This is a genomic window from Paracoccus binzhouensis, from assembly GCF_016446475.1.
Classification (GTDB): Bacteria; Pseudomonadota; Alphaproteobacteria; order Rhodobacterales; family Rhodobacteraceae; genus Paracoccus; species Paracoccus binzhouensis.
In genome coordinates, this window is the sequence record NZ_JAEHFP010000053.1 from 20,174 (window position 1) to 28,496 (window position 8,323).

Annotated in this window: 11 protein-coding genes; 5 read left to right on the forward strand and 6 right to left on the reverse strand. The window is 71.4% G+C overall.

Annotated elements, in window-relative coordinates; translation table 11 throughout:
- Nucleotides 1-96: 96 nt before the first annotated feature.
- Nucleotides 97-816, forward strand: a complete 720-nt coding sequence (locus tag I9P22_RS13145; protein WP_199259943.1) for a response regulator — start codon at nucleotides 97-99, stop codon at nucleotides 814-816.
- On the forward strand, nucleotides 813-2,138 hold the full coding sequence (locus tag I9P22_RS13150) for an ATP-binding protein (RefSeq protein ID WP_199259944.1): 1,326 nt from the start codon (nucleotides 813-815) through the stop codon (nucleotides 2,136-2,138). The genes I9P22_RS13145 and I9P22_RS13150 overlap by 4 nt, the downstream gene beginning before the upstream one ends.
- A gap of 56 nt (nucleotides 2,139-2,194) precedes the next feature.
- Here I9P22_RS13150 and I9P22_RS13155 read toward each other — a convergent pair whose 3' ends face one another.
- Both I9P22_RS13155 and I9P22_RS13160 read right to left on the reverse strand, forming a co-directional pair.
- The gene (locus tag I9P22_RS13155) at nucleotides 2,195-2,440 is read right to left on the reverse strand and encodes a hypothetical protein (RefSeq protein WP_199259945.1); all 246 of its coding nucleotides are present in this window, start codon (nucleotides 2,438-2,440) and stop codon (nucleotides 2,195-2,197) included.
- Between the two features lie 16 nt (nucleotides 2,441-2,456).
- On the reverse strand, nucleotides 2,457-4,001 hold the full coding sequence (locus I9P22_RS13160; protein WP_199259946.1) for a S8 family serine peptidase: 1,545 nt from the start codon (nucleotides 3,999-4,001) through the stop codon (nucleotides 2,457-2,459).
- Nucleotides 4,002-4,189: 188 nt separating this feature from the next.
- Here I9P22_RS13160 and I9P22_RS13165 point away from each other — a divergent pair, with 188 nt between their 5' ends.
- Complete coding sequence (locus tag I9P22_RS13165; protein WP_199259947.1) at nucleotides 4,190-4,741, forward strand: NADPH-dependent FMN reductase; 552 nt, start codon at nucleotides 4,190-4,192, stop codon at nucleotides 4,739-4,741.
- Here I9P22_RS13165 and I9P22_RS13170 read toward each other — a convergent pair.
- Together I9P22_RS13170 and I9P22_RS13175 are read right to left on the reverse strand one after the other, a co-directional pair.
- A complete protein-coding gene (locus I9P22_RS13170) occupies nucleotides 4,738-5,040 on the reverse strand; it encodes a GNAT family N-acetyltransferase (protein WP_199259948.1) in 303 nt (100 codons plus the stop codon). The two genes, I9P22_RS13165 and I9P22_RS13170, sit on opposite strands and share 4 nt — an antisense overlap.
- 12 nt (nucleotides 5,041-5,052) lie before the next feature.
- Nucleotides 5,053-5,586, reverse strand: a complete 534-nt coding sequence (locus I9P22_RS13175) for a DUF3016 domain-containing protein (protein WP_233253373.1) — start codon at nucleotides 5,584-5,586, stop codon at nucleotides 5,053-5,055.
- Nucleotides 5,587-5,794: 208 nt separating this feature from the next.
- Between I9P22_RS13175 and I9P22_RS13180 the strand changes: the two genes are divergently transcribed.
- Together I9P22_RS13180 and I9P22_RS13185 are read left to right on the forward strand one after the other, a co-directional pair.
- Nucleotides 5,795-6,682 (forward strand): DMT family transporter, encoded by an 888-nt coding sequence (locus tag I9P22_RS13180; protein ID WP_199259949.1) that lies wholly within the window; start codon nucleotides 5,795-5,797, stop codon nucleotides 6,680-6,682.
- Nucleotides 6,679-7,152, forward strand: coding sequence for a YbaK/EbsC family protein (locus I9P22_RS13185; protein WP_199259950.1), 474 nt, complete (start codon nucleotides 6,679-6,681; stop codon nucleotides 7,150-7,152). Before I9P22_RS13180 ends, I9P22_RS13185 begins: the two co-directional genes overlap by 4 nt.
- A 2-nt stretch (nucleotides 7,153-7,154) precedes the next feature.
- Here the strand turns inward: I9P22_RS13185 and otnC are convergent, their stop codons facing one another.
- Together otnC and I9P22_RS13195 are read right to left on the reverse strand one after the other, a co-directional pair.
- On the reverse strand, nucleotides 7,155-7,805 hold the full coding sequence (otnC, locus tag I9P22_RS13190; RefSeq protein ID WP_199259951.1) for a 3-oxo-tetronate 4-phosphate decarboxylase: 651 nt from the start codon (nucleotides 7,803-7,805) through the stop codon (nucleotides 7,155-7,157).
- Nucleotides 7,802-8,323: nucleotide-binding domain containing protein (locus I9P22_RS13195; RefSeq protein WP_332909028.1), on the reverse strand; the 522-nt coding region annotated here is incomplete at its 5' end. The genes I9P22_RS13195 and otnC, both read right to left, overlap by 4 nt.

Below are 8,323 nucleotides of genomic sequence, written 5' to 3' on the forward strand. Positions count from 1 at the left end.
GCCCATGGCGCATGCGTCGCGCATGCGCCACCATGCTTTCGGCGGCGGCGCCTGCGGTGCCGCCGTCGCATTCCGTTCCACAGCAGGCAGATGCCTATGACCGACGCCATCGAACCGCGCATCCTGATCGTCGACGACGCGCGCGACATCCGCGAGCCGCTGGGCCAATACCTGCGCCGCAACGGCTTTCGCACCCGCCTGGCCCAGGACGCCGCCGAGGCCCGCCAGGTGCTGGGGGCCGAACCCGTGCACCTGGCCGTCATCGACGTGATGATGCCGGGCGAGGACGGGCTGAGCCTGTGCCGCTCCCTGGTGCACGACCACCGCCTGCCGGTGATCCTGCTGACCGCCCGCAGCGCGCAAGGCGACCGGGTCGCGGGGCTGGACCTGGGGGCCGACGATTACGTCACCAAGCCCTTCGATCCGCGCGAGCTGCTGGCGCGGATCCATGCCGTGCTGCGCCGCGTACCGCCGGAACGGCCCGCACCCGGCATGCAGCGCCGCCGCTTCTCGGGGCTGGTGCATGATCCGGCGCGGGCCGTGGTGATGCTGGCCTCGGGGCGCGAGGTGGCGTTGACCTCGGGCGAGAACCGGCTGCTGGGCCTGCTGCTGGACCATCCCGGGCAGGTGCTGTCGCGAATGCGGCTGCTGGACCTGCTGTCGGGGCGCGAGGCACGGGCCTATGACCGGGCCGTCGACAATGCCGTCAGCCGGCTGCGCTACAAGATCGAGGAAAACCCGCGCGCGCCGCAGCTGATCGTCACCGAATGGGGCGGCGGCTATCGCCTGGCCGCCGAGGTGGAACCCCTGGCATGAGGCGCCTGCTGCCCGCCGGGCTGGCGGCCCGCTTCTCGCTGCTGCTGGTCGCGGCGCTTCTGGGCGCCAACCTGATCGCCGCCCTGCTGATGGCGCGCGAGGGCACCGCCTTCGACCGGGCGATCCGGCTTCAGGGCGATGCGCACCGGCTGCACGCGCTGGTCACCGCGCTCGAGGCGGCGGATCCGGAAACGGCGCGGATGCTGCCGCGCAACAGCAGCACCGGCTTCACCCGCTTCTCGGTCGATCCGGCGCCGCTGGGCCCGCCCGACGCCGCGCGGCTGATCATGCACGAGGCCGACATGGCCGCCGAGTTGCCGGGACACCAGATCCTGATCCGCGAAAGCGCCGCCCCGGCCGGTGCCGACAACCGCGCGCCGCTGATGCTGGTCTCGGTGCGGCTGGTGCAGGGACCCGAGGCCGGGCACTGGCTGAACGCCCTAGTCTATCCGCTGCCGGCACGCAGCGCCTGGCAATGGAAACAGGGCTTCTTTGCGCCGCTGCTGGCCTCGCTTCTGGGCACCCTTGCGGTGGGGCTGGTCTTCGTGCGCCGCATGACCCGGCCGCTGCGCGCTCTGGCCGAGGCGGCGCGGGCCGCCGGCCGCGGCAACCACGGCGCCCGCGTGACCGAGACCGGCGCCGGAGAGCTGCGCGAGGCCGCCGCGGCCTTCAACGACATGCAGCGCCGCATCGCCGGTTTCGAGGCCGAGCGCATGCGCATGCTGGCCGCCGTGGGCCACGACCTGCGCACCCCGATCACCGGGCTGCGCCTGCGCGCCGAACTGCTGGACGAGGCCGAGCAGCGCGAGGCCATGATCCGCATCCTGGACGAGATGGCAGTGATGGCCGAGGGGCTGCTGCAGGCCGGCTCGGGCGGGGGCGAATCCGAGCCGTCGCAGCCGGTGGACCTGGACCGGCTGCTGGCGCAGCTCTGCGCCGATAGCGGCGTGGCCTATGCGGGTGCCGGGCCGCTGGTCATGCCGCTGCGGCCGGTGGCGATGCGTCGCGCGATCCGCAACCTGCTGGACAATGCCCGCCGCTATGCCGTGCCGGCGCGGCTGCGATTGCGGCGCGGCCCGACATCGGCGCTGATCCGGATCGAGGATGACGGCCCCGGCATCCCCGAGGCGCTGCTGGCCCGGGTGACCGAGCCCTTCGTGCGCGGCGAGGCCAGCCGCAGCCCCGATACCGGCGGCGCCGGGCTGGGCCTGTCCATCGCCCAGGACGTGGTCCGCACCCATGGCGGCACGCTGGCGCTGACCAACCGGGCCGAGGGCGGGCTGCGCGTGGACATCAGGCTGCCACTGCGCGAGACGCATTGAGCGGCGTCGCAAGCCCCGACCGGACCGACCGAAGCTTCAGCTTTCCGGCGGGCGGATCAGCGCAGCGCCTTGCAGGGCGGATCCAGCCGGAAGATCTTTTCCCGCGACAGGCGCCAGTGATCCAGCGCACCCATGCATTTCTCGACCTCGCGCCGCGGGCCTGTGACGCGAATCGTTCCGGGAATCACTTCCTCGGCCGTCAGGGGCTTCAATTGGTCCAGAGCTTCGGCCGTTTCCTCGCGCGAGGGGTCGCGGTCGTCGGAATAGACCAGCACGAAGCTTTCATCCTGTTTGCGTTGCACCTTCATCGCCCAAAACCTATTCGATCAGTCCAGCACCTTCATATTCCTTGCCGAAACCGATCGGCGCTGCGTGGCTGTTCGCCATCCTTACAATGTCGTCCGAACGTTGCTGGTTGCGTTCGGCCGACATGATTTCCGGGTTTTGCGACAGCAGCCTGGCAATCAGCCCCGCGATTGCGGGACAAGCCATCGAGGTGCCGTCCATCACCCCTTTGGACTTTGCATCGACCCAAGATATAATACCAACGCCCGGTCCGATAAAGTCCACCTCGGGGCCGATATTGCTGAATCGGGCAAAGAAGCGGTCCCCGACCGGGCTGGGCTTCGTGGCGACGTTGCGCCCGGTGATCGCCCCCTCGGGCCAGCTGTCCAGCACGCCGCCCGCCGAAACCCCCAGGACGGCCGCCGAACGCGCCGGATAGGAAACCGGCGCCATGCCGTCATTGCCGGTCGCCGCCACGCAGACCACGCCGAGCGCCCGCGCCCGCCGCACCTCGCGCGAGATGGCGATCGGTTCCGAGGACTGGCCAAGGCTCATGTTGATGATGTCGCAGCCGTCCTCGACCGCCTGGCGGATGGCGCGGGCGATGGCGAATTCGCTGGCGCCGCCCTCGCCCTTCTCGAAGACGCGATAGGCGTGCAGTTCCACCTCGGGCGCGATGCGGGCGACGATGCCGGCGACATGGGTGCCGTGGCCCGCACCATTGTCGAACCATTCGTCGGCGGGCTCGGTGCCGGTGGTGTTCAGGCCCTTCACCACGTTCAGCCCGGGCGCCGGGTCGATTCCGGTGTCGATCACCGCCAGCTTGACGCCCATGCCGTCGCGCTTCTTCGCCGGCTTCACCATGCGGGCCAGCGCATCGGGGAAATCCTCGGCGATGGGCGGCACGGCCAGGGTCACCCCGGTCTCGCCTTCGGGCGCGACCGGCACCGCCTCCAGCCCGCCCGGCCAATAGCCCGAAAGCGGCGCGCAGATGATGGCATCGATGCTGGTCTGCCCGGCCGGCAAGGCGGTGCGGAACCAGCCCTGCGCGTCGGTCCTGACCTCGGAGATGCCGAAGCCCCGCCGCCGGTTCAGCACGATGACGACATGCGCACCGGCCACCGGCCGGCCGGTTTCGGCATCGACGCAGCGCAGGGCCAGCGACTTGGCCGAGCGGAAGGCCGCCGGCTTGGCCTGCTGGCGGATGATGTTCACCTGCCCGAAGCGCAGCGGATAGAGCCGCAGCTCGGGCCGGATGCGCAGGCCGGGATAGGCGCGCTGCAGGACGAAGGCCTGCTCGGGCGTCATGCGGACCAGCGAGGCCTCGTCCTCGCCGATGGAATCGATCAGCCGGATACGGCCGACCTCGGTTTCCAGGATGCGCAGCGGCGGCCGGGTCGGCGAGCGATCGCCATGCTCGGCGCCCTTGGGCATGCTGCTGGCGATACGCGCCCCCTCCTTCCTGCCGAAAAGCCGCCGGTGCATGGTGCGAAACAACCGGAAGCTGCTGGTCTCCATCCCCTCGTTGAAGACGTTGTCCTCGGGCACGATGACATATTTTCGGGTTTTCGCGGACATGGCGACAATTCCTCAATGAATTTCCCGACCGGCCATCGGCGGAGGGCCGCCCGGTTCGGCCCCAGCAGAGGCCACAAATGCCCGCAAGGCAAGGGCCGCGTGCCGGCGCCGGCCGGGAATTGCCGTCACGGGGCTTGCCCGCATGCCGGGCATCGGGCGTAATCGGCCCAGCCAGGAAAGGGAAACCCATGACCAAGACGATTCTGGGCCTCAGCGGCAGCCTGCGCCGCGCCTCGTTCAACGCCGGGTTGCTGCGCGCCGCCGCCGATGTCGCGCCCGAAGGCACGCGGATCCAGATCGGCTCGATCCGCGAGGTGCCGCTTTACGACGCCGATCTCGAGGCAGCCTCGGGCCTGCCCGCCGCCGTCCGCACCCTGCAGGCGCAGCTGGCAGAGGCGGACGGGCTGCTGCTGGTGACGCCGGAATACAACAACGGCGTCCCCGGCGTGTTCAAGAACGCCATCGACTGGATGTCGCGCGGCGAGGGCCTGGCCATGTTCGTCGGCAAGCCGGTGGCGGTGATCGGCGCCTCGCCCGGCGGCTTCGGCACCATCCTGGCGCAAAGCCACTGGCTGCCGGTGCTGCGCACGCTGAAGGCCGCGCTGTGGACCGAGGGCCGGCTGATGGTGTCGCGCGCCGGATCGGTCTTCGACGACCAGGGCAACCTGACCGACGACAGGACCCGTGAGGCGCTGCGCGATTTCCTGGGCGGCTTCGCGGCCAGCCTGCGGGGGGCCTAGGGATCCTCGCCCGGCGCCAGGGTGAACAGGTCGGCCCATTCCGGGTGGCGGGCATATTGTCCCCGCACATAGGGGCAAAGCGGGACGATGCGGAAGCCGTTCTGCCGTGCATCCTGCAGCATGAAATCCAGCAGCGCCCGCGCCACGCCCCGCCCGGCCATGGGTTCGGGCACGCCGGTATGATCGGCGCTAATGACCGCGGGGCCGCGGCGGGTGAAGGTGATCTCGGCCTCGGCCTCGATGCCCGGAATGCGGGCGACATAGCGGTTGCCTTCCTTGGTGACGGCGATCTCGGCCATGCCGCTTCCCCGTCAGCCGGTAAGGTCGCCGGCCCGCGGCGCCTGCCGGGGCGCGGCGAAGGTCTTGCGGAACCAGCCTTCCAGCAGCAGGCGGTCATGGACGAAGCGGCGGTCGCCGCCGCTGCCGCGCGGGTTCCAGAGATAGTGCATGTCGCTCAGCCGTTCCTCGCCGCTGCGGATCACCCGGCCGTCCTGCGACAGCCAATAGCGCAGATGGATGCGCGGCGGGGTGGTGTCGCGCAGGATGCGCACGTCCTGCCAGCCCGTGCGCCAGGGCTCGAACTCGCCGGCCAGGTCGATGTCGAGCACCTCGACGCGCAGGCTCTGGCCGGGCGGCAGGTGGCGCGCGCCCAGTTCCGCGAACCATCTGTCGAACTCGGCCAGCACCGAACGGCGGTCGCGCTCGCGGCGGAATTCCCGGTCGCGGAACGTCTCGGGCGCAACATAGGTCACGCTGACCCCGCCCGCAGCCTGTGCCGCCCCGGCTGGCAGGCCGGGCGCAGCCAGGATCATCAGGATCGCGCTCAGTCCGATGGTCTTGAGCATGGTTCGCCTCCGCAGTTCCATCCTCGGGACCAAGGATAGGGCCGACGCCGGCCGCTTGTCAAAAGCCGCGTGGCGGTGCGCGCGACAAGGTGATTGCCGCCGCTCCGCTTGCCCTGCCCCGCTTGCCCGCCACCGGCCGATCCGCTAGCCCTGTGCCCCGAGGGAAAGGAGCCCAGCCGATGGCCGTCACCACGCCCCCGATCCTGCGATGAGCGCCGCGCCAACGACCCGGCCGCTGCTGGCCGCCGGCTGGATGATGGGGGCGGTCGCCTCCTTCACCCTCATGGCCATCGCCGGGCGCAAGGTCTCGCACGAGCTCGACACTTTCGAGATCCTGGCCTGGCGCTCGCTGATCGGGATGGCGATCCTGGCCGCGGCGCTGTCGCTGCGCGGCCGCTGGCAGGTGGTGACGCTGCAGCGTCCGGGACTGCAGCTGCTGCGCAACGGCGCGCATTTCATCGCGCAGAACCTGTGGTTCCACGCGCTTTTCACCATTCCGCTGGCCCAGGTCTTCGCGCTGGAATTCACCGCGCCGCTCTGGGTGCTGCTGCTTTCGCCGCTGCTTCTGGCCGAGCGGCTGACCATGGTGCGGGCGTTCTCGGCCCTGCTGGGCTTCCTGGGTATCCTGCTGGTCGCGCAGCCCGGCGCTGCGGGCCTGTCGCCCGGGCTGATCTCGGCCGCGCTGGCGGCGATCGGCTTCGCGCTGACCTATATCTGCACCAAGAAGCTGACGGCGGTGGTCGATCCCGTCTGCATCCTGTGGTGGATGTCGGTCAGCCAGGCGCTGATGGGCCTTGGCTGTGCGGGCTTCGACGGGCGGATCACCCTGCCCTCCTCCGCGGCGGCGCCCTGGGTGGCGCTGCTGGGCACCACCGGGCTGGCGGCGCATTTCTGCATCGTCAACGCGCTGCGCGTCGCGCCGGCGACGCTGGTCATGCCCTTCGACTTCCTGCGCCTGCCGGTCATCGCCATCGTCGGGCTGCTGCTTTACGACGAACCCATCGGCCTGGCGGTCGTCGCCGGCGCGGCGCTGATCCTGGTCGGAAACTACATCAACATCCGCGCCCCGGCGCCCGCGCAAAGGGCCGCATCATGAGCACCGGCACCCCCGCCACCCTGTTCCTGCGCCGCGCCGGCGTGGCCTTCCGCCCGGTCGAGTACCGCTACGACCCGGGCTCCGAGCGCGTGGCCCTGCAGGCGGCCGAGGCCATCGGCCTGCCGCCCGGCCAGCTTCTGAAAACGCTGATGGTCGAGGTGGACGGCCGGCCGGCCTGCGCGGTGGTGCCGGGCGACCGCAGCCTGTCGATGAAGCGCGTCGCCGCGGGTTTCGGCGGCAAGGCGGCGGCGATGATGCCCGTGGGCAAGGCCGAGCGCCTGACCGGCTACCATACCGGCGGCATCAGCCCCTTCGGCCAGCGCCGCCCGGTGCCGACCCTGTTCGAGGCCGGGGCGATGGATTGCGCCGAGGTGGCGATCAACGGCGGCAGGCGCGGGCTGTTGCTGCTGCTGTCGCCGCGGGAGGCGGTGGCGGCACTTGGTGCGCGGGCCGCGCCGCTTTGTGCCTGAGATCAGCCCTCCCAGGCGATGTCATGCAGCCGCACCAGTTCCGCCACCTGCGCGGGGCTCAGCCGGTTGGGCGTGGTCCCGCGCAGCAGCAGCGCCAGCCGCGCCGTCGCCTCGAGCTCCTCGATGGCGTTGCAGGCGCCTTCCAGGTCCAGGCCGGCCACCACCGGGCCGTGATTGGCCAGCATCACCGCCGAGCGCCGGCCCGCCAGCCCCCGCACCGCATCGCCGATGGCCGGGTCGCCGGGCCGGAAATAGGGCAGCAGCCGCACCCGGCCCAGCTGCATGAAGGCATAGGGGGTCAGCGGCGGCAGGAAATCCTCGGCATCGGCGTCCGGCAGGGTCGAGAGCGCCACCGCATGGCAGGAATGCAGGTGCACCACCGCCGCCGTCCGGCTGCGCGTCTCGTAGAAGGCGGCGTGCAGCGGCATCTCCTTGGTGGGCCTGTCGCCGCCGATCTGCCGGCCCTGCGCGTCGAAGCGCGCCAGCCGCGCCGGGTCGAGCCGGCCGAAGCTGGTGCCGGTCGGGCTGACCAGCAGCCCGCCATCCGGCGTCCGCGCCGAGATGTTGCCGGTCGAGCCATGCGTCAGCCCGCGCTCGAACATCGAGCATGCCAGAGCGCAGATGCGCTCGCGCAGCCGGGCTTCCTCGGTCATGCGGCCACCGTCTCGCCGGCCAGCACCGCTGCGGCGGCGGCAAAGAAGTCGGGGGCGCCGAAATTGCCCGATTTCAGCGCCAGCACCAGAGCCTCGCCCGCGCGCATTGCGGGAACGCCCGGCGCGATCTCGGGGCCGATCTCCAGCGCGCCGGGGGCCAGCCCCTCGACCACCGCGCCCGAGGTCTCGCCGCCGGCGGTGATCAGCCGCGTCACGCCGCCCGCGACCAGCAGCCGCGCCGTCTCGGCGAAGAAGGCTTCGAGCCTGTGGGCGACCAGATCGCCGCCATGCCGGTCCTGAACCGCCCGCACCGCCTGCGGGTCGGCCGAGGAATAGACCAGCGGCAGGCCGGGCTGGGCCAGGGCCCAGTCGGCGGCGGCGCGCGGCGTGGCCTGGCCGGCGATCACCGCCTCGGGGTCGATCTCCAGCCGCGGCTCGCCGCGCGCGACATGCTGGGCCACCTGCCCCCGCGTGGCGCGCGAGCAGGAGCCCGAGAGCACCGCCGCCCGTCCCGCCTG

What these genes read in the sequence shown, in the direction of transcription:
- I9P22_RS13185 (WP_199259950.1), top strand. Translation starts at nt 6,679, where the DNA reads ATGAGCACCGGCACCCCCGCCACCCTGTTCCTGCGCCGCGCCGGCGTG.
- I9P22_RS13180 (WP_199259949.1), top strand. Translation starts at nt 5,795, where the DNA reads ATGAGCGCCGCGCCAACGACCCGGCCGCTGCTGGCCGCCGGCTGGATG.
- I9P22_RS13160 (WP_199259946.1), bottom strand. Translation starts at nt 4,001, where the DNA reads ATGTCCGCGAAAACCCGAAAATATGTCATCGTGCCCGAGGACAACGTC.
- I9P22_RS13145 (WP_199259943.1), top strand. Translation starts at nt 97, where the DNA reads ATGACCGACGCCATCGAACCGCGCATCCTGATCGTCGACGACGCGCGC.
- I9P22_RS13150 (WP_199259944.1), top strand. Translation starts at nt 813, where the DNA reads ATGAGGCGCCTGCTGCCCGCCGGGCTGGCGGCCCGCTTCTCGCTGCTG.
- I9P22_RS13165 (WP_199259947.1), top strand. Translation starts at nt 4,190, where the DNA reads ATGACCAAGACGATTCTGGGCCTCAGCGGCAGCCTGCGCCGCGCCTCG.
- I9P22_RS13175 (WP_233253373.1), bottom strand. Translation starts at nt 5,586, where the DNA reads ATGCTCAAGACCATCGGACTGAGCGCGATCCTGATGATCCTGGCTGCG.
- otnC (WP_199259951.1), bottom strand. Translation starts at nt 7,805, where the DNA reads ATGACCGAGGAAGCCCGGCTGCGCGAGCGCATCTGCGCTCTGGCATGC.
- I9P22_RS13170 (WP_199259948.1), bottom strand. Translation starts at nt 5,040, where the DNA reads ATGGCCGAGATCGCCGTCACCAAGGAAGGCAACCGCTATGTCGCCCGC.